This is a genomic window from Algoriphagus boritolerans DSM 17298 = JCM 18970 (assembly GCF_900108085.1).
GTDB classification, from domain to species: domain Bacteria; phylum Bacteroidota; class Bacteroidia; order Cytophagales; family Cyclobacteriaceae; genus Algoriphagus; species Algoriphagus boritolerans.
The window spans coordinates 60,764-79,863 of the sequence record NZ_FNVR01000020.1; the positions used below are offsets into that span (position 1 = coordinate 60,764).

The following is a 19,100-nucleotide window of genomic DNA, read 5'->3' on the forward strand; positions in this document are numbered from 1 at the left end:
AGAACTATGAGCCAGATCATTCCTACTTATCCGATTTTCGAAGGCAGCCAAGTCCTCACCAGCGATCAGCTCAATCAGCTCAGCGCCTATCTGGATCAACAAAACAGGCTCACCCGATCCAAATTGATTGGAATCGGAATAGTCTGTGGACTTCAGGTGCAGCCACTTCCCGGCGAGGTAAAAATCACAAAAGGCATTGGAATTACGTCTGAAGGCTTCCTGATTCAGATTGGAACAGACTTTTTGGGCACCCACTATCGTCCCTATACCTTACCCGAGACGGTAACCTATAAGCCTTTTGGCTTTCCAAATCAGGATGTAACCCTTTGGGAAATGCTCTCTGAGAAGCCAGAAGATGAAACTCAGGTAAAAAAACTGAACAGCCCGGCAAATTTCCTGAACGATAAATTTGTCCTACTTTTCTTGGAAATATTCGATCGGGATCTCAAGTCCTGCCTGGGCAATGCCTGCGATGATAAAGGCAAAGACCGGATTTTTTCCTTACGAAAACTACTGGTATCCAAAACTGACTTGGATTTGATTTTGACTCGGTCGGCCAATGTATCGGGTTCTTTTTCCGGAGCCTCAGGGTTAAAAGTTTTTCGTCTGAAAAAACCACTTTTTGACCCTTCAAAGAATGAGTCCAATCAACTTGATGCCTTTATAAAACACTATCAAACCGTCATCTCAGATACTGTAAAACCCGATTTTTGGGATCAATTGAAAAAAGGCTACGACGTCTTTGGGCCTATTTTGGGAAATAGCTTCGGCTATTCCAATCCATTTGACCAAGCAGCGGTCTCCACCAAAATCACCCAACTTCAAGCAAGTCTAACTGCCGCACCGGCTACTATCAAAGGCATCCAATACCTTTGGGATTTTTATAAAGAACTGGTCTTGGCATGGGAAGAATTTCTTGAAGCAGGACATTCCCTCTGGTATTCTTGCCCGACAGATCCCTCACTTTTTCCCCTGCATCTTATGCTGGGCAAAGCGAAAACAGCCACTGCCGAAGAATTCTATAAATACCGTCATGGTTTTGTGCAACCGCCAATTTTCAATGAGCAAAAACTGCTGAAAGAAACGGTTGCACAGCGATACCGAAGGCTGGTGCTAATGATCGAAACCTTCGAGCTGGAGCTGATTCAAAAACCTTCTCCGGATAAATTCCCGATCAAAATCACCCCAAGCAAGGAAAAAATGGGGCTTTTGGGCCAGCGAAGTATCCCATACTATTACAACTTGAAAAGTAAGGGAACACTGGGAAGTTGGTTTTCTCTGGAAAAGACCTGGAAGGATCCCAAACCCAAAAACCTTTGGTCCGCAGATCGGGACGAGGTACTCAGCTACGACAATCAGCCCGACACACCCAAGCCGAATGGGACATTCTTGGAATCGCCATTGGACTACGATCTGGAAGATTTTCCATTTCTACGGATTGAAGGCCATTTGGATCAGGAGCTTGAAAAATCAAAGGATGCAATATTAAAAATGATTAAAGGCTTCAACCTCCCAATTCACCTTGAAACCCTGCATTTAGATGCTGGAGGATCATGGGAGTACAAAAACTGTGGCTGGCATGACCTGCAGGAAGAATACGCACTGCATCGATTTCAGCTGTTGGGCATGGTTCGGGATATTCAAGAGATCATCCATTTCCTTCGCGAACTGAACAAAAAGTATGGCGAGAAGGAGGAGCTTTTTGACAAAGAAGTCGAAGAACAAGTCTTGAAATACTTTGAGCTTTTTGAAAGCTGGATAGCTGGATTGGAGGAATGCCTTGAGAATATGGACTGGCAGAAGTTCCAGGATGCATACAAAAAAATACTCCAGGCTTTACTCGATTTATTGCTGATCCAGCTGAAATTTCTGGACAAAATAGCTATCCCTGAAAAAGAATCGGAGAAGAATCTTGAGCTATACAATGGGCTTTTAGCGAGAGTTTCACCCATCCTCTATCGGATTCTGGATCTCTTCTACTTTACCAAAATCCAGCGGCTTTACCTCAGTTATGTCAATCGAGTCGCACAACTTCAAAATTCCAGGAAATTCTCAGAATACCTGAAAAAGAATCCAGGATTAAATCATGAGGCTGGAGTTTATCGTGGAGGTACATTTTACCTGCTCTACCTTCAGTCCACAGGCAGGGTGATCGGGGACTTTAGTCTGGCAGGTAAAGCGGGTTGTTGTGACTGTATCGATGCTTGCGGAGATGAAAAGTGGAACCTGCTACCACCTTTTGCCAGACCGGACTATGCGATTACCAACATCAACACGCCAATTAGAATTGAGGTCATGGTCAATGATCGATTGCCAATTGATCGAAATTACACGATCGAGCCCACTTCCGAAGAATCAGAAAAGGGCGGAGTCGTCAAAAAAGAGAATGAGAATTCAGTATTTGTATATGACCCACCAAAGGATTTTAGTGGTGACGACACATTTACTTACAAGCTTATTGATAAAGATTCGGGACTTTCGGATGAAGGCAGGGTAACGATTTGGGTGAAGTCTCCGAAGGCAACTTCCTGCTATAGCCTAGAAATCTTGACCTGCTGGGGAGAAAAGAATGTGAGGGCGACAGCGACCCAACGCCAATTGGGTGTTGAAAATTTGGGCTTTGAACAGATAGTCCAAGCACTTCTCTCAAGCTTGACAGCGTCAAGAGGGTTTACCTTGGATGAGATCCGATCCAATGTCCTGGAGAGTTCCGACACAAGAGTTCAATTATTGCGCTGTTTAGGATTGGACCCTTCCAATGCCAGCTATGAGCAGATGGAGGGGATGATTCTGGATTACCAACTGGCAAATTGCGGAGCACAACAGCCCCCAAGTAACCGATGTACCGCTACCCGAATTTCCGGAAGGGTAATGGGACCAACCGGGGGTAGTGTGGTGGGTGCATTTATTCTTGTGGAAGGGACAAATATTACTACCCGTACCAATGACAAAGGGGAATTTACCCTCAGCTTTCCCAGTCCGGGTGTGACCTTGGTTATTCAAGCCGAGCAATTCCAGCCAACTACCCGATTTATCTGCTCTGAGAGCACGATCGACATCTTCCTAAATCCTACAATCTCCGAAGATGTTGTCGTAGTGGGAGTAAGTCCTACTGGACTCAATGAGGCAGTTTTGACAGAAATTATTTCTGTTAGAGGATTGACCTTAAATCCGGCTCGAAATCCAACACGCGAAGAGCTGGTCAGAGTGGCGACTGAAGAAAAGGAGGAAATAACCCTGAAACGTGATGAACTCGCGGGTCTCAAAAACGACACCTTGAGGCTGATCGCAGAATCGAATAATATCGAAATTCGAAATACCGATACCAAGGCAGTTTTGGTAAATAAGATCCTCCGCAGACAATGAGCAGGCATCTTATTCATCGGCAAGTTTTAGATCTGCACTATACGGATGGAGGCAGGGCAAAAGCCGCTATGAATCAATGGGGAGAACGCTACCAAAAAGAATGGCTACCGGTAATTGAGGAGCTGTTGGATGAATTGGACAGCCAAGGAAAATGGTTCAGACTGGAGAAAGTGGAACTGGAGTTGGGAAAAATCCGGGAAAATCAATCTCCCGAAATATTTCAAAAAAAGCTGAAAGAAGTGCTCAAAACCCAACTTTTGAAACAGTTTCCTGAACTTCAAAAAGAAAGCGAAGAGCAAAAAGAATTCAATTCTCGTCATCCTCAGGATGAACGGAAATCGCTTGAATTATTAATCTACCAACTTCAAAACGGAAGAAAACCTTGGTGGGCGTCTCAATCAAAAAAAGAAGGAATCCGAAATCTAGTTAAGAAATTGATCTCTGAGAAAAACCGGTCCTTTCTGCTTTGGCTCAAGTCCGAATCTTTTTCACAGGTGATGCTGAACAGGTTAGCCAATCATCTGGAAGTCGATGAAATTCAAAAAATCCTTTCCCTGACTTTTCCCAAAAAACATAAGGAAAGTCAAGGCATCGCCCAATCCTTAGTTTCAGCTCTTTCTCCGGATATCACTCCAAAAATTGCGCTCGAAATAATTCTTACAAAACAGATTGCAGAAGCCTTTTTCATTCCCCAAAAGCAATTGAATCATCCTGTTTCAAGTTGGTTCAAAATATGGCTTTTCAAGCCAAAAGCTGTATTTCAACCAGCACATGAGATCCTATTGGAGCTATTGGCTTTGTTGATTCCCGCTGATTTTCTACAAAAATCCAAGACTAAAATTCTGGAAAAGGTTTGGTCAAAATGGACTCAAACCTCAACCTTTCGAAATACCCCCGATTCCAAAATAAGGCAAACTATTTCTCCCGCCGGGGGAAAAGAAAAATTTTTAGAACTACTAAAGAATAAAAGCACTATTCAGAATCTTAGCAGCAAAAAGGCATTGCAAAAATGGCAAATTCAAAGTGCTCCTTCTGAAAAACTGGAACCCGAAGAAACCTTCCCGATTCACAATTCAGGTCTAGTGCTAGCCGTTCCCTTTTTACCCTACTTTTTTAAAGGCCTGGGATTGGTGGAAAACAAGGAGTTTGTTTCCAAAGAAGCTCAAAACAGGGCAGTTTTGTTGATTCAAGCCCTTTTGGATGATTCCTATTTCTATGAAGAATCAGATTTGTTGCTAAATAAAATCCTTTGTGGGATTGATCCTTTAGAGCCCATTCAGGTTCATTTTTCTCCTACCGATCTCGAAAAAGAAGAAATCAAAAATCTACTCGATACCATGGTCGCCCGCTGGACCGCACTGAAAAGCACTTCCGGCACCGCTATGGCCAAAGGTTTTTTCCCCAGAGAAGGAAGCCTCCGTAGGGTCGACAGAGGATACCAACTTACAATTCCGAGGATTTCAATTGACATTTTATTAAACCGACTTCCTTGGACGATCAGCATCATCAAACTCCCATGGATGGATGAAACCCTCTACACCGAATGGTAAGCAAAGCACACGATAACGCCCAAACGATTCAGCTTGAGCTCGATTGGCTGCAGCAGATCCTGAAAGCCCGGTCGGCAATCAATTCCAATTCCTCACCTGCTCCCTCGGATCTGCTTCAGATTCCAGCACCAGACCTTTCCGCAATGGATTCATCCTATGCTGATCTGGTGAGGAAGTTTCATTTGGGACCTGAAGACCGATTTTTGCTCATTTTGGCGGCTGTACCGCATATCCGTCCACAGCTTTTGGACATGTTTATGAGTAGAAATCAGCTTACCCAGCAGATTTACACGGAGTTTGGTGGTAGAAAAGGAAAGACGCACAATGGCTTCATCCCAACAGGGGAAACGGTCATGTTCATTTTGGCAGGAAATGAACTGAAAAAGCGCTTTCAGTATCAAAATCTGCTGGACTCGAGTGGCGTATTATTCAAAGAAAATATCCTGAGACTGAGTGAAGTCGAGGCAGAGGAATCCTTCCTGAATGGCGCTTTGATCATTTCCCGTGATATTCTGGACTTAATCACCACGGGTAAAGTAAAAAAACCGGGCTTCAGCTCTGATTTTCCGGCTCAGCGGCTACAGACTCACTTAGACTGGGAAGATTTGGTCTTATCAGAAGAGACCTGGATTCAGCTCCGGGAACTGGAAGTTTGGCTGAAACACAAGGACTTTTTGATGCAAGAATGGAAAATGTCGCGCATCCTTAAGCCTGGCTACAAAGCCTTGTTTTTTGGCCCTCCCGGCACCGGAAAAACACTAACCGCGGCATTATTAGGTAAAAAAATGGGGGTCGATGTCTATCGGATTGACCTGTCCAGATTGGTATCCAAATACATCGGAGAGACCGAAAAGAATCTTTCCAAAGTATTTGACCGAGCCGAAAAACAGGGATGGATTCTGTTTTTCGACGAAGCAGATGCACTTTTTGGCAAGCGAACTTCAGTCAATGATGCGCATGACCGCTATGCCAATCAGGAAGTGTCCTACTTATTGCAGCGGATTGAGGACTACGACGGCTTGGTGATTTTAGCGACCAACCTGAAAAACAATTTGGACGATGCATTCATGCGCCGCTTTCAGTCCAGCATTTTCTTTCCAATTCCACAGGCAGAGGAACGCCTGATGCTCTGGAAAAAAGGATTTCCTGAACAAGCAAAACTTGAATCCAGGGTTGATCTGAATGCTATCGCTTCCTCTCATGAGCTCAGCGGAGGCGGGATTATCAATGTGATCCAACACAGTCTGCTGATGGCTTTAGAAAATGAAGACAAAATTATTAGGCTCGATGATATCAAAGAAGGCATCCAAAGAGAATACCAAAAAGTAGGCAGAACAATTTAATTCCTTGGATTATGAGAAAAAAAGTGAGAAAAAAACCAGATCAAGAAGCCGAAAAAGAACCTGTCGTGGTGGTAGTCAATAAGGAAAAAGGTTCAAAGGAGCCTGAAAATGCCGAAAAAATGAGTCCGGTAGAACAGGAGCGCCATGGGATGAGAGCCTTGGAGCCTGGAGAAGTCATGAATCCGATCAAATCCTAATTCTGCAAAATGGGAGCAGCCGCTGAAAAAATTCCTTTTCCAAAATCCCGGGTTCCCGGGACTGGGAAAGGTGTGATTCAGCCTGCTTTGAAAGTCGGTAAGCCAAACGACAAATACGAGCACGAAGCAGAATCGGTGGCAGATAAGGTCATGATGATGCCATCGACATCCACTACTTCGTTGATGTCCGCAAGTCCGGGAGGACTTCAAATGAAAACCTCCGAGGAAGAGGAAGTCCAAATGTTTCCGCTATCTGCTGGAATTTCGATGATACATCGAAGCCAGGAAGAAGAGGAAATCCAAATGAGCTCTGATGAGGAGGAAGTTCAGCTTTTTGCCGATCATAAGTCCCTGGTAAGACTTGCTGAGGAAGAGGAGGAGGTAAAACTGAAAGGTGAAGAAGAAGAGACCATCCAACGCTCGGGGGGTGAAGGGGGGACGGTTTCACCTCAACTTTCAACCCAAATCCAGCAAAGTGTAGGTTCAGGCGCCCCCTTGCCTCCGGCAATTCAGCAGGACATGGGCGATAAGATCGGGGCGGATTTCTCAGAAGTCAGAGTGCATACCGGTCCGCAGGCTGCATCCATGAGTTCGGCTCTTGGGGCACAAGCCTTCACCCATGGCAATGACATCTACTTTAACGATGGAAAATATCAGCCTGAATCCTCAAAAGGTAAACACCTGCTCGCCCACGAGCTAACTCATACGGTGCAGCAAGGGGCAGCGGTGAAAAGGTCTCCGAGTCCGGAAATCTCCCATACTCAGCCAAAAGTACAGCGTTTGGGTTGGGCAATCCGCGAGGGGCTTTCCCGATTTGCCAGCTACATTCCGGGCTATACACTTCTGACCGTGATCATAGGATATGATCCTTTGGCCGGTAGAAATGTGGAGCGAAACGCTACCAACCTGATCGGCGGGCTGCTTGGGCTGATCCCGGTTTTTGGCAACCTACTTTTCGATAAACTGACTGAATTGGGAATAATCGAGTCGGCGGTGACTTGGGTGGAGAGCGAAATGACGGCCTTGAATCTCACGACACGCCGACTGGAGCAAACCCTCGAACAGGCATGGGATGAGGCAAGTCTTTTTTCGGGCTGGGATGAAAATATGGCAGTCCTCGACCGCACTTTTGGGCAGTTGTATCGAGATATTGTCAATTTTGCAGGACGTGTCAAGGACAAAATCTTTGAATTGATCAAAGCCGCATTGATGGCTGGCTTGAAAGCACTGGCAGATGCTTTCCCAGGCTATCCCCTTCTCACCCAATTACTTGGGCAAGACCCACTGACTGGTGAAGAAGTCGTTTCAACTACTGCTGAAAAAATAGAAGCTTTCCTGATTCTGATCGGCAAAGAACAGGAGCTCGAACGCATGCAGGCAGAAGGCACCATTCAGGAAACAGCGGACTGGATTAACGCAGAATTAGCAGCGCTGAACTTCAGTTTTGACGAAGTAAAAGCCCTATTTGAAGAAGCCTGGAATGCTTTTTCACTCGAAGACCTGAGGGATCCCATTGCGGCATTTAACCGGACTATTGGCATTTTTAGACCCTTTACTGAGCGGGTATTCACCTTTGCTGCCAATGTGGCGATCAAGGTTTTGGAGATTATCAAAAATGCCCTGATGGCGCAGCTTTCAGCCTATGCCCGGGAAAAGCCGGGATTCCATTTGGTAACGGTAATTCTTGAAAAAGATCCATTTACCGAAGAAGTCGTCCCCCGGACTACTGAAAATATCATTCGGGGATTCATGGGCTTGATGCCGGGTGGTGAGGAGCAATTCCAACAAATGAAGGAGACCGGAGCTATTGAGCAAACGGTGAGCAGAATAGATGCGGCTGTAGCTACCCTGAATTTTACCTGGGCTTACATCACGGGTTTGTTTTTGGATCTGTGGAATAGCTTCACCATTGAAGATGTATTTCATCCGATTGATGCATTTGTGCGGATCGTACAGACATTGGCAGATCCGATACAGCGGCTTTTTGCCTTTATCGTAACCATAGTCAGGATCATCGTGGAGGTCCTGCTGGTGGTGATGAACTTCCCGATTGATACCGTCAATCAGATCATCGCCAATGCCAGATCGGCTTTTGAAGACATAAAAAGAGATCCAATCGGCTTCCTAAAAAACCTCCTCCGAGCCGTCAAACAGGGCTTTGTCCAGTTCTTTGACAATATCGTCACTCACCTGTTGGGAGGGTTGCGGGATTGGCTTTTTGGAGAACTGGCAACAGCGGGAATCAACCCTCCTGCTGATTTGAGTTTCCAGTCGATCTTGGGTTTTGTGCTTGATGTACTGGGCTTGACCATTGACAATGTCTGGGAACGGCTAGCACTGAAGATTGGGCCTGAACGAGTAGCTCAGATACGGGCAGCGATCGATACGCTCTCCGGAATCTGGACCTTTATCAAAGATGTCTGGGAGCGAGGACCGATTGCCATTTGGGAATATGTACAGGACCAGCTGAGCAATCTTTGGACTCTGGTGCTGGAGCAGGTACAAAACTGGATCATGACACGAATCGTGGAGCAGGTGACGGTGAAACTTCTCTCGATGCTGGATCCGACGGGCATTATGGCAGTGGTCAACAGCTTTATAGCATTCTATCGGGCAGTCCAATCTTTCATCGAAAAGCTGCGGGAAATGCTTGAGATCGTGAATTCCTTTGTGGCTGGGGTGGCGAATATTGCCAGAGGAAATGTAGCCGATGCAGCCAATTTCCTCGAAGCGGCTTTGGCTCGGGCTGTACCGGTAGCCATTGGATTTTTGGCCAATCAGGTAGGATTGAGAGGGCTGGGAACCCGTATCGCAGAAATGATCAGTGGATTGCGGGACCGGGTGAATGCTGCGATTGACTGGTTGATCGACCGGGCATTATCAGTAGGAGGTTCTTTACTGGAAATGGGAAGAAATGCGGTGGATACGGTAATGGGATGGTTGGGGCTCAGAAAGCCATTCCAAACTTATGACGGTGAAAATCATGAACTCTATTTTGAAGGCAGTCCAGAAAACTCGCATCTAATGATTGCTAGCAATAACCCAAAAACTTATTCAGATTTCATCAATAACGTAGTAATTTCAACTGCTGATCCTCAAAAAGCTCAAAAAGAAGCGGCTAAAGCAGAAGCAATTAGAATTTCTAGAGAAATTGACCAATATCTTTCAGATCCAACAGTACGGAGAAATTCCACTCCGGACGCAAACATTCAGGCGTCAATTCAGCCCCTCCTAAACCAGCTTTCTATTCAAACTGCTATCATTGGTGTCTCAGCAGGTGATGAGCTTCCACTTTCCCAAATTGAATACGGCCCTCTAACCCCGGAGGGTGGTGGTACTTTTGCCGAAGCAAAAGTCTTGACAAAAAACCATGTAAGAGGTTCAACACCAAAGGATAGCCCTCCAATATGGCAAAAAGCAAATCGAAGAAAAAGAACAAGTGTATTTATCAGAGGACATCTTTTAAACCATCACATCGGCGGTCCGGGATATGCCTACAACCTAACTCCAATCACAGGAAATGGTGCGGGTCAAGGATCTGATTACGCTAATCGAGTCCATTTAGATAAGGTAGAAAGTAAGGTAAAACCTGAAGTTCAAGCTGGAAAAATCATTTATTATAAAATTGTAGCCAATTATGGAACACATCCGAAAAGAACATTTCAAAATGAGCTTGAAAGCAGAATTGGAACTCCCAATGAGCAACCAGATGATCGAAAAAGACTTGAAATAATGAACTACGAACAAACCCATTTATCAACATCACTTTCTACAGAATGGAAAGAAATAGATGCAAATGGCGATACAATAGGGACAATTAATCAAGAAACAATTGAAAATAACTTGCCGGAAGAGCGAAATTTTGAAGTAAAATAAAAGGAACCCTTCACCCTTTTTAACACCTAAAACTTTCCGCTTTATTCCAAGCCACACTATCTTTGGGACATGAATAAATCCCTGTTTAAATCGCTGGCTGGTCTGAGCATCGGGCTACTGGCAATGGGTTGCAGCTCCACGGCTGTGATTACCGCACCGCCGATTTCCTATACGAATACTTCTCCAAGAATTTCAGAGCTATCAGAATCTCAAACACAACGTTGGGGGCATCTGGATTTGATTCGGGATACTGTTCCGGGTATGAGTGTAGACCGTGCCTATGACGAGCTTTTGCAAAAGCGAAAAGGGCAAACAGTCATCGTGGGAGTAATAGATTCCGGCATTGATCTGGATCATGAGGATATCAAAGATGTGCTTTGGGTAAATGAGAAAGAAAAGCCCGGTGATGGCATTGACAATGACGGGAATGGCTACATCGATGATATTCATGGCTATAATTTTCTCGGTGAATCCTACCACGAACAACTGGAAATCGCCAGAATCATCCGACTCAAAATCGGTGACGAAGCCTACCAAGCAGCTGCTCAAACTGAGCTTGACACCAAACTTCCGGAAGCAAAAGCAGGCCTCCCACAACTGCAACAAATCGAGCAGTTTGTAAGCATGGCTCATCAGAATATTCAAAAAGAATTGGGAAAGGAATATTATTCCATAGAAGATCTGGAGAAATATTCCCCAAAAACCCCTCAGGAGGAACAACTAGTCGGGGTATTGATTCAGGTCATGGGTATGGGTCAGGATATACCAAGCGCATTAGCTGATCTGAATGATGGAATCAACTATTACAAAGGTCAGGTAGATTATCATCTGAACGTAAATTTTGACGGAAGAAAACCCGTAGGAGACGATCCCTATGACATCAACGACCGCAACTACGGAAATGGAAATCCTAGTTTCCGCGATGAAGATGAAAGCCATGGAACGCATGTGGCAGGAATCATCGCAGCCACAAGAGGAAATATGAAAGGTGTGGATGGTGTAGCTAAAAACGTCAAAATCATGAGTATAAGAACTGTGCCTGATGGGGATGAATATGACAAAGACGTTGCTCTGGCCATTCGATACGCCGCGGATAATGGAGCAAAAGTGATCAATGCCAGTTTCGGAAAAGGATTCTCTCCCAATGCAGAGTGGGTATATGATGCACTGGCTTATGCTGCATCCAAAGACGTGTTGTTTGTGCATGCTGCGGGAAATGACGGAGCTGATTTGGACAGTCCCGAAAATCCCAATTTCCCGAATGACCATAAACTTAAAAACACTCCGGAAATTGTCGATAATGTGATCACAGTTGGAGCGCTTACTTCCAGTTTCGGACCTGAAATGGTGGCTTCCTTTTCTAATTATGGAAAACAAAATGTAGATGTTTTTGCTCCGGGTGATGCTATTTACTCTTCGATGCCTAATAATGACTATGAATTTCAGGGAGGCACCTCAATGGCCGCTCCTGCTGTGGCGGGAATTGCAGCTTTGATCAGGTCTTATTTTCCTAAATTATCAGCAGTTCAAGTGAAGCAAATCATCATGAATTCCGGAATAGCTCCTCAGGTCAAAGTGAACATTGGTGGTCCGGAAGGAACTGAAAAGTCGTTGGACGAGCTATCCCGGTCCGGAAAAATCGCAAACCTCTACAATGCGATCATTCTTGCTAATCAAGTATCCCGAGGAGAAGTAACTCTTTAAATTCAAAAGAAAAAACGCTACCTATCACAAAAGGCCTCAACGAGATTCGCGGAGGCCTTTTTTGGTATAATAAATTTTAGCTGCAAGCTATTTTATTGACCCGGTTTTGGTGCCTTCCGCCTTCGAAATCAGTGTTCAGAAAAATATCAGTCAATCGTTCTGCATGCTCGTAGGAAATGAATCTTGCAGGCAAAGCGATGACATTGGCATTGTTGTGCTGACGGGCAAGAGCAGCAAGATCCTCATTCCAACAAAGTGCAGCCCGTATTCCCTGATGTTTGTTGGCAGTGATTGCTACGCCGTTTCCACTTCCGCAAATTACGATTCCCAGTGTAAATTCTCCCTGCTCAATAGCGGAACACAAAGGATGTACATAGTCGGGGTAATCTACCGAAGCATCGGAAAACGGTCCAAAATCTTTCACCTCAAACCCAAGAGAGGTTAATTTTTGAATCAATTTTCCTTTGTATTCATATCCGGCGTGGTCACCTCCGATTGCTATTTTCTTTCCCATGATTTACTCTTCTGTTGGATGATTTTTTTGATACTCGGCTTCCGCTAGGGCTCTCTTTTTCTCAAGTCGCTTCGCTATCGAAATTCCTATCTCATAGAGCACCAAAATAGGCATTGCTATAAGAAGCTGCGAGATCACGTCTGGAGGGGTAATGATCGCTGAAACGATCAAAATCACCACAATAGAGTGCTTTCTGTAAGCTTTCAGCATTTTGGAAGTGACTAATCCAGACATGGAAAGAAAATAAATCACTACAGGCAATTGAAACATAATCGCCGATGCCAAAACAAGCATTACCAACGTAGTCACGTAAGAGGTAATATCAAATTCGTTAAGGATGGTGGGATCCAATTGATAGTTTGCAAGGAAATTGATCGAAAGTGGAGCTAAGACATAATAACCAAATGCCGCACCCAATAAAAAGAGAGCGCTTACGAAGAAAACGGCTCCTGAGGCAGCATTTTTTTCCCTGTCGTATAATCCGGGACTAATAAACCTCCAAAACTCCCAAAAGACGTAAGGAAATGCCACAATAAAGCCGACAATAAAACTGGAAGTCATGTGCATGGAAAACTGTCCAGTCATCTGACGACTTTGAATTGTAAATGGAAGTTCTTCGATGCATAGGGCCGGAACATTAAGCCAATTGGCGACATCACAAAGTATCCGATAGGTAAAAAAATCTATTTTGGAAGGTCCCAAAATAATTATACCAAAAACGACGCTCTTGGCTAAAAAGGCGATTACTGAAAAGACTAAAATTGCCGCTACAGATCGGAGTAAGTGGAAGCGCAGGGCTTCCAAATGATCCAAAAACGACATTCCTTCTTCTTCCTCTTGAATTTGATCTAGGGCCACTTTGGTATTTGGTATTTAGTATAAAGGAAATTGAACCATCCACGCATTGACTTCTTCCTTGATTTTGGAAAGTATTGCTTCATCTGAATGGTTTTGCAGCGCTCGATCAATCAGCTGGACGATTTTTCTCATATCGTCTTCCTTCAATCCTCGCGTGGTGACTGCAGCAGTTCCTACTCGCATACCTGAAGTCACAAAAGGCGACTTGGTGTCAAAAGGAACCATGTTTTTATTGATGGTGATATCCACTTTACCAAGGGTTTCCTCGGCAAGTTTACCCGTCAGTTCTTTGTTTCTCAGATCGATCAACATCATGTGGTTATCTGTACCACCAGAAATAATCTGGTATCCACGACTTACGAACTCTTCTGCCATTATGGATGCATTCTTTTTTACCTGAACTACGTAGTGCATGTATTCGTCGGAAAGTGCCTCTTCGAACGCAATTGCTTTGGCAGCGATAATATGCTCCAATGGTCCACCCTGAGTACCCGGGAATACCCCCATGTCCAAAAGGGAGGACATTTTTTTTATTTCACCTTTTGGAGTTGTCAAGCCCCAAGGATTGTCAAAATCTTCCCGCATCAGGATCAAGCCTCCTCTAGGACCTCTCAGTGTCTTGTGAGTTGTCGTAGTTACAATGTGGCAATGCTCTAATGGATCATTCAAAAGTCCACGCGCAATCAATCCTGAAGGGTGGGAAATATCAGCCAGTAAAAGTGATCCTACTTCATCAGCAATCTCCCTCAGTCTTTGGTAATCCCAATCTCTGGAATAGGCTGAAGCCCCGCAGATGATCATTTTTGGCTGAACAGCGAGCGCTTTCTCTTCTACTTTGTCGTAATCGATCACACCGGTTTCTTCCTCCACACCGTAGAAATTGGCCTGGTATAACTTTCCTGAAAAGTTTACCGGAGAACCATGAGTCAGGTGTCCTCCGTGAGACAGATCAAAGCCCAAAATCGCATCCCCAGCTTTCAGGCATGCTAAAAATACAGCGGCATTTGCCTGAGCTCCAGAGTGCGGCTGCACATTGGCCCAAGTGGCTCCAAAGAGCTGCTTTGCACGATCAATGGCAATCTGCTCGATTTTATCTACCACCTCACAGCCTCCATAATATCGCTTTCCTGGCAGTCCCTCAGCATATTTATTGGTAAGGACACTGCCCGCGGCTTCCATTACTTGTTTACTGGTGAAGTTTTCGGAAGCGATCAGTTCGATGCCTCTTCTTTGTCTGTCTTCTTCTCTAGCGATGAGGTCGAAAACAAGCGAATCTCTTTTCATAATCAGGGATTTGAAAGCAAGGTATGAAAACCGGATGCGTTCCGGTCGTTTTGAAAACGAACTCAAAAATAGCCTGAAAGTCCCTATAATCCAATGTGGAAGAGAAGTTGGAAAGTGATAAGGAGACAAAGTTGGAAAGAAATAATTTTCCGATTGAAATCAGGACTGATCTTCAACTATTTAGGGATTTTAATTAATCGGAAAACTCACTTTTTTTGAAGAAAAAAGGGTGGAGCGATTTCTCGAAACTCTGCCAGGATCAATTGAATCATAAATCCATCCTCGTAATTTTATGGCATGTTTGATTTCAAATTTCAGCCCGAGAGCTATTTCAGCGAAGAAACTAATTCTGTCTTGCTCGTGCGTCTGCACTATCCTGAGAGTACTTGGGGTGAGCAGATCAGCATCTATGCTCATTTTTTAGAGGGAAAAATCAATTTCGAAGTGATTGATTTTTATGGAAATGACTACTTGGTTTATCCAAGCAGCTGCTGGGAGCCACTTACCTTTGAAGATCTGGTTTACTTGATCGAAGGGATGCAGGTCAATCAGGACTTGAATGATGGAAATCTAGCATTAGTCCTGGATGGGATTCCTGAGGCAGAAAGTGAATTCTATCCCGAGCTTAAAAAGTATTTTGATGAAAAAAGGAAAAGCTTCGGCTTGGACTAAAAATCAAGTACGGCCTGTCTTTGCTCCGGAATCTGCTGACTTATATACCAATATTCATAGGTATCAAAATCAAGACAATCACTCAATTCTATACCTTGAAAAACAAGGTTTTTGAGGCAATTCACCGGAAGGATGGATTTCAGAGATTTCACTTGATCTGAAGTAAGCTGGGAAAGCTGAATCCATTTTTTTCCATTAATAAAAATGGGTATAAGTTTCTTCATTACAACAAATTTAGGAAGTCCAAAAGTATACTGATATTCAGGACTATACAAGAATCCCAAATTATTTCTGTGTTAAATAAAAATAAGTTTCAACATATTCGGGAATGGCAGGAGTAATCATCGCTTTGACATGTCTGTTTTTGGGAATATTTCTGAGAAAAATTCCCGGATTCCCAACTCTAAAAGCTTCAAATTGGGTTCAGGCCTATCTGATCAATATCGTTCTTCCAGCTTTAGCCCTGCTTTATATCCCTGAAATTAAGCTTTCCTGGGGCATACTTATTCCTGTCACAGCAGCCTGGTTTACTTTTTTACTTTCCTGGTTGATTTTTGGGATACTGGGAAGCAAATTCAACTGGGATAAGAATACAACCGGCTGCCTGATCATTGTTGCCGGACTGGCAAACACTTCTTTTTTGGGATTTCCGGTCATTGAAGGATTGTATGGAAAAGCAGGTTTGCCGACTGCCTTGCTGATCGATCAGGGAGGATCATTTTTGATCGTCTCTTCGCTGTCCATTTTAGTAGGTTCCATCTACGGAAACCACAGCGAAAGCTTGGCAAAAGTCCCAGTCAAAATTCTCAAATTCCCTCCATTCGGCTTTCTGGTGGGCACTCTGATTATGAGTATACTTGATCTGAAAACACCCGAAATTCTTGTCCCGATCCTTCAACTCATCGGAAAAACGATGCCTCCCATGGCTTTACTGGCTATTGGGTTGAAGTTTTCCTTGGATCGGAGTTCTCTTGCTTCCCGCTTTTTCTGGTATGGATTGGGCTATCGCCTGATTTTGGCTCCTGCAATCGTGTGGTTGATTTACAGACATTTTCTACTGACTGATTCTCTGGATCTGAAAGTAACCGTGCTGGAAAGCGGAATGGCCCCGATGATCACAGGCTCGATTGTCGCCATACAATTTGGGCTACAACCTAAATTAGCCACCTTGCTTTCCGGTCTTGGCATGCCAATTTCAGCTATCAGTCTGTTGGTTTGGTATTTTCTTTTAGGATAATTAGTCCCTGAATTCAGCCAGAACTTTCAGAAAGTCCCGATGAATAATCCCGTTGCTTGCTACGATTTTCCTGCCAAACACAAAGTCGTCTCCTCCATCAAAATCAGTGACAGTTCCTCCGGCCTCTTTGACAATCAAGGCACCCGCAGCAACATCATAAGAATTTAGATTGTATTCAAAAAAGCCCTCAGTCCTACCCGAAGCCACATAGCAGAGATCCACCGCTGCGGAGCCAAATCTCCTCAAGCCGTGTGTTTTCTGCATCAAGGATTTCATGGTAGCCAAGTATCTGTCAATCAGGTCAAAATTATAATAAGGAAAGCCTGTCGCAATTATCGAAGCAGACAAATCCGGCGCTTCACTGACCTTTATCCGGGTGTCATTGCAAAAAGCCCCACCGTCCTTTATGGCATAAAAACATTCGTGACGGTTAACTTCATAAACCACGCCCAAAACAAGCTCGTCCTTTTCCATCAGTGCAATACTCACCGAGAAGACAGGAATATTGTGAATAAAATTGGTTGTCCCATCGAGTGGGTCGATGACCCAGTTATAGGTTTCGCCTTTGGTTGAATTTGTCCCCTCTTCGGTGATAAAACCAGCTTCCGGCAAGATCACGCTTAAGCGATCTACAATAAGACGCTCTGCCTCTTGATCTACATAAGACACCAAATCATTAAACCCTTTGTGCTCGACCCGGTTCACATCAAAATGCTGTCTCTCCTTTCGGATAAATGCCCCGACTTCTTTGGCTACTTCCTGAGTTTGTTCTACAAGTTGATTAAGATTCTCTTGGGTGATCATGCGTATTCTATTGGTTTCAGATTGATTTAATTTCAAAAATAAAAGAATAGATTAATTTATCAATTGAAAGGACGTATAGATTTTAAAATTTTAATCAATCGCCCCTGTCCGTGATTTCACGCTTGTCCGACTTTCCTGCCACTACCAATACAATTTCTCCTTTTTGGGAATGCAATTGGTAATATTCGATTAATTCTGCCAAAGTCCCCCGGATATTTTCTTCATGCATCTTGGTCAATTCTCTGGAAACGCAAGCTTGTCTAGTTGGTCCAAATGCCTCTGTCAACTGTTCCAAAGTTTTCATCAGACGGTGTGTGGATTCGTAAAAAATAATGGTCCGGCTTTCCTCCAAAAGTGACTCTATTCGAGTCTTTCGGCCTTTCTTATGTGGCAAAAAACCTTCGAATACGAATCGGTCATTAGGAAGTCCGCTGTTTACCAATGCTGGAACAAACGCGGTGGGACCGGGAAGGCACTGAACTTCCAGTCCGGAAGCGATCACTTCCCGCACGAGCAAAAAGCCGGGGTCAGAAATCGCCGGAGTACCCGCATCACTGACTAAGGCAAAGATTTCTCCCCGCTTCATCCGTTCTACCAATTTCTCAGCCGCCTTGTGCTCATTGAAGATATGATAGCTCTGAAGCGGTTTTGATAGTTCGAGATGCTTAAGCAGAATCCCGCTTGTACGGGTATCCTCAGCCAATATCACATCCACAGACTTAAGTATTTCTATTGCTCTGAGTGTAATATCCTTGAGGTTCCCAATCGGTGTCGGAACCAGATATAGACTGATCGGAGATTCACTCATGCTTAAATTTGATCGATAGCTTTGGCTAATTTGCGATCCTTTTCGGTCACCGTATTTCCTTTATCATGGGTGGTAAGCTCGATTTCCACGGTGTTGTAGACGTTGGACCAATTGGGATGATGATTGTGTTTTTCTGCCAGGAAAGCGACACGGGTCATAAATGCAAATGCCTCCTGAAAGTCGGAGAATTTGAATGTCTTGGATAATTTATTGTTTTTTTCGATCCACATATGTTTGAAATTTAAAGTGAAATGACTCCCTCAATTTCAGAAGCTTGTTCGTAAAGATTGAGGATCTGATCGGCACTGTCCATCATCGCACAAATCGTCGTACTGATGTACTTTCCTCCGGAGCTGGGCTTCAGGGAAATTTCATTTTTAGGAAAAAGAGCGCTCACTTCGGTTTCTTTTCCTTTCAGCACAATGAACTTAAACATGTACAACATCGGAAACTCCCCGGAAGATTCGAGTTTTTCTCTGAATGATGCTTTATCAAACTTGCTCGTCATAATCAAACTTACTCTTTTATTCCCAGTATTGATATCACATAAAAAAACCCATGCCTTTCGAGAGGCCACTGAAAAAGTAGCTAAAATTGAAGGTAAAATTTTGAGAGCGATTAGGTCACGGACAAGAGTGACTTAGTCGCTTTCTTTTTTTTCGCCACTTGCTTTTAAATTTTCTCTATAAAAAGCCTATACTGAGCTAATTTTGATGATTTTCAGCGATTGTAAACTATTTTTTGATTATAACTGGGCTAGTTTTAAGATTCTTTTAACATTGACGGTGAATAAAGCTATGGCGGCTTGCATTTCCATGTTATTTATCCCGTAAGCTATTGCCCTTCCAAATCCATGTGCGTTTTTTAACTCTCCGTTTTTGGCTTCA

General features: G+C 44.0%; 16 protein-coding genes. 8 read left to right on the forward strand and 8 right to left on the reverse strand.

The features are described 5' to 3' along the window. Window positions 1-6: 6 nt before the first annotated feature. The 6 genes from C4S61_RS15565 to C4S61_RS15590 all read left to right on the forward strand — a co-directional run bounded on the left by C4S61_RS15565 (window position 7) and on the right by C4S61_RS15590 (window position 12,036). A complete protein-coding gene (locus tag C4S61_RS15565; RefSeq protein ID WP_103925728.1) occupies window positions 7-3,366 on the forward strand; it encodes an Ig-like domain-containing protein in 3,360 nt (1,119 codons plus the stop codon). Further along, complete coding sequence (locus C4S61_RS15570) at window positions 3,363-4,916, forward strand: contractile injection system tape measure protein (RefSeq protein WP_103925729.1); 1,554 nt, start codon at window positions 3,363-3,365, stop codon at window positions 4,914-4,916. Before C4S61_RS15565 ends, C4S61_RS15570 begins: the two co-directional genes overlap by 4 nt. After that, window positions 4,910-6,259, forward strand: a complete 1,350-nt coding sequence (locus tag C4S61_RS15575; protein ID WP_103925730.1) for an ATP-binding protein — start codon at window positions 4,910-4,912, stop codon at window positions 6,257-6,259. Before C4S61_RS15570 ends, C4S61_RS15575 begins: the two co-directional genes overlap by 7 nt. 11 nt (window positions 6,260-6,270) lie before the next feature. Beyond that, window positions 6,271-6,456: a hypothetical protein gene (locus C4S61_RS15580; protein ID WP_103925731.1), complete on the forward strand. Its 186-nt coding sequence runs from the start codon at window positions 6,271-6,273 to the stop codon at window positions 6,454-6,456. 9 nt (window positions 6,457-6,465) lie between these two features. After that, a complete protein-coding gene (locus C4S61_RS15585) occupies window positions 6,466-10,332 on the forward strand; it encodes an eCIS core domain-containing protein (RefSeq protein ID WP_103925732.1) in 3,867 nt (1,288 codons plus the stop codon). 69 nt (window positions 10,333-10,401) lie between these two features. Then, window positions 10,402-12,036 carry a S8 family peptidase gene (locus tag C4S61_RS15590; RefSeq protein WP_103925733.1) on the forward strand — a complete coding sequence of 545 codons (1,635 nt, stop codon included), beginning with the start codon at window positions 10,402-10,404 and terminating at the stop codon, window positions 12,034-12,036. 76 nt (window positions 12,037-12,112) lie between these two features. On the opposite strand, the gene rpiB is transcribed toward C4S61_RS15590, so the two are convergent. Genes rpiB through C4S61_RS15605 form a run of 3 tightly spaced genes read right to left on the reverse strand, consistent with a single transcriptional unit; the run spans window position 12,113 to window position 14,692 of the window. Beyond that, entirely contained in the window at window positions 12,113-12,550 is a 438-nt protein-coding gene (gene rpiB / locus C4S61_RS15595; protein WP_103925734.1) for a ribose 5-phosphate isomerase B, read from the reverse strand. 3 nt (window positions 12,551-12,553) lie between these two features. After that, complete coding sequence (gene tatC, locus C4S61_RS15600) at window positions 12,554-13,408, reverse strand: twin-arginine translocase subunit TatC (RefSeq protein ID WP_103925735.1); 855 nt, start codon at window positions 13,406-13,408, stop codon at window positions 12,554-12,556. Between the two features lie 15 nt (window positions 13,409-13,423). Continuing rightward, window positions 13,424-14,692 carry a serine hydroxymethyltransferase gene (locus C4S61_RS15605; RefSeq protein WP_103925736.1) on the reverse strand — a complete coding sequence of 423 codons (1,269 nt, stop codon included), beginning with the start codon at window positions 14,690-14,692 and terminating at the stop codon, window positions 13,424-13,426. 297 nt (window positions 14,693-14,989) lie between these two features. Between C4S61_RS15605 and C4S61_RS15610 the strand changes: the two genes are divergently transcribed. Continuing rightward, window positions 14,990-15,364, forward strand: coding sequence for a UDP-glucuronosyltransferase (locus C4S61_RS15610; RefSeq protein ID WP_103925737.1), 375 nt, complete (start codon window positions 14,990-14,992; stop codon window positions 15,362-15,364). On the opposite strand, the gene C4S61_RS15615 is transcribed toward C4S61_RS15610, so the two are convergent. Further along, window positions 15,361-15,588, reverse strand: a complete 228-nt coding sequence (locus C4S61_RS15615) for a hypothetical protein (protein ID WP_103925738.1) — start codon at window positions 15,586-15,588, stop codon at window positions 15,361-15,363. The genes C4S61_RS15610 and C4S61_RS15615 overlap by 4 nt on opposite strands. A 104-nt stretch (window positions 15,589-15,692) precedes the next feature. On the opposite strand from C4S61_RS15615, the gene C4S61_RS15620 reads away from it, so the two are divergent. Next, window positions 15,693-16,601, forward strand: coding sequence for an AEC family transporter (locus tag C4S61_RS15620; protein WP_103925739.1), 909 nt, complete (start codon window positions 15,693-15,695; stop codon window positions 16,599-16,601). On the opposite strand, the gene C4S61_RS15625 is transcribed toward C4S61_RS15620, so the two are convergent. The 4 genes from C4S61_RS15625 to C4S61_RS15640 all read right to left on the reverse strand — a co-directional run bounded on the left by C4S61_RS15625 (window position 16,602) and on the right by C4S61_RS15640 (window position 18,721). Beyond that, window positions 16,602-17,405 (reverse strand): inositol monophosphatase family protein, encoded by an 804-nt coding sequence (locus C4S61_RS15625; protein ID WP_103925740.1) that lies wholly within the window; start codon window positions 17,403-17,405, stop codon window positions 16,602-16,604. A 94-nt stretch (window positions 17,406-17,499) separates the two neighbouring features. After that, window positions 17,500-18,213: a 16S rRNA (cytidine(1402)-2'-O)-methyltransferase gene (gene rsmI / locus C4S61_RS15630; RefSeq protein WP_103925741.1), complete on the reverse strand. Its 714-nt coding sequence runs from the start codon at window positions 18,211-18,213 to the stop codon at window positions 17,500-17,502. A 2-nt stretch (window positions 18,214-18,215) separates the two neighbouring features. Next, entirely contained in the window at window positions 18,216-18,443 is a 228-nt protein-coding gene (locus C4S61_RS15635; RefSeq protein ID WP_103925742.1) for a 4a-hydroxytetrahydrobiopterin dehydratase, read from the reverse strand. 11 nt (window positions 18,444-18,454) lie between these two features. Then, window positions 18,455-18,721 (reverse strand): DUF493 domain-containing protein, encoded by a 267-nt coding sequence (locus tag C4S61_RS15640; protein WP_103925747.1) that lies wholly within the window; start codon window positions 18,719-18,721, stop codon window positions 18,455-18,457. Window positions 18,722-19,100 lie beyond the last annotated feature (379 nt).

Coding starts and splice junctions, on each gene's coding strand:
- C4S61_RS15565 (WP_103925728.1), top strand. CDS start 7: ATGAGCCAGATCATTCCTACTTATCCGATTTTCGAAGGCAGCCAAGTC.
- C4S61_RS15570 (WP_103925729.1), top strand. CDS start 3,363: ATGAGCAGGCATCTTATTCATCGGCAAGTTTTAGATCTGCACTATACG.
- C4S61_RS15575 (WP_103925730.1), top strand. CDS start 4,910: ATGGTAAGCAAAGCACACGATAACGCCCAAACGATTCAGCTTGAGCTC.
- C4S61_RS15580 (WP_103925731.1), top strand. CDS start 6,271: ATGAGAAAAAAAGTGAGAAAAAAACCAGATCAAGAAGCCGAAAAAGAA.
- C4S61_RS15585 (WP_103925732.1), top strand. CDS start 6,466: ATGGGAGCAGCCGCTGAAAAAATTCCTTTTCCAAAATCCCGGGTTCCC.
- C4S61_RS15590 (WP_103925733.1), top strand. CDS start 10,402: ATGAATAAATCCCTGTTTAAATCGCTGGCTGGTCTGAGCATCGGGCTA.
- rpiB (WP_103925734.1), bottom strand. CDS start 12,550: ATGGGAAAGAAAATAGCAATCGGAGGTGACCACGCCGGATATGAATAC.
- C4S61_RS15605 (WP_103925736.1), bottom strand. CDS start 14,692: ATGAAAAGAGATTCGCTTGTTTTCGACCTCATCGCTAGAGAAGAAGAC.
- C4S61_RS15610 (WP_103925737.1), top strand. CDS start 14,990: ATGTTTGATTTCAAATTTCAGCCCGAGAGCTATTTCAGCGAAGAAACT.
- C4S61_RS15615 (WP_103925738.1), bottom strand. CDS start 15,588: ATGAAGAAACTTATACCCATTTTTATTAATGGAAAAAAATGGATTCAG.
- C4S61_RS15620 (WP_103925739.1), top strand. CDS start 15,693: ATGGCAGGAGTAATCATCGCTTTGACATGTCTGTTTTTGGGAATATTT.
- C4S61_RS15625 (WP_103925740.1), bottom strand. CDS start 17,405: ATGATCACCCAAGAGAATCTTAATCAACTTGTAGAACAAACTCAGGAA.
- rsmI (WP_103925741.1), bottom strand. CDS start 18,213: ATGAGTGAATCTCCGATCAGTCTATATCTGGTTCCGACACCGATTGGG.
- C4S61_RS15635 (WP_103925742.1), bottom strand. CDS start 18,443: ATGTGGATCGAAAAAAACAATAAATTATCCAAGACATTCAAATTCTCC.
- C4S61_RS15640 (WP_103925747.1), bottom strand. CDS start 18,721: ATGACGAGCAAGTTTGATAAAGCATCATTCAGAGAAAAACTCGAATCT.